We start from the raw sequence: 404 nt of genomic DNA on the forward strand, positions 1-404 counted from the left end.
CCCCCTACCTCCCTTGCTGAGGCTATGGGGTCGCTACGCGCCGTCAAGCAGAATGCGCCTGCGGCGGCCCCTACGGGGCGCGGAACCCACCGCTACGCGGCGGGGCCCCCGCCATTCAGCTTGACCGCTCTTCGCTCAGGAAGGGCCCTTGGCGGGGCGCTGGTGGCGTTCCTGACCGATTAGCAGCGCCCGATGCACCTGGAGCACGTCGCCGGCCGGGCCGGCGACGAGGCGACCGGCCGGGCCTGTACGTCAAAACACACAAACAACCTGGCGCTGTACGAGCTGCTGCAGCTGGTGGACGTGGCCACCGTGACGGCCGGCGCCGGCCGCGCGGATTCTGCAGGCGAATTGCAATCGTTTTTCCGTCCTCGAGGATCCACCAGGTCAAGAGAATGCAATCA

General features: G+C 67.8%; 1 protein-coding gene. It reads left to right on the forward strand.

All coding sequences use genetic code 11. The features are described from left to right. Nucleotides 1-192: 192 nt before the first annotated feature. Nucleotides 193-404, forward strand: a 212-nt coding sequence (locus tag OGL92_RS22100; RefSeq protein WP_263148038.1) for a hypothetical protein, incomplete at its 3' end; no start/stop codon positions are given.

Source organism: Pseudomonas sp. RIT-PI-AD, from assembly GCF_025642785.1.
Lineage (GTDB): Bacteria > Pseudomonadota > Gammaproteobacteria > Pseudomonadales > Pseudomonadaceae > Pseudomonas_T.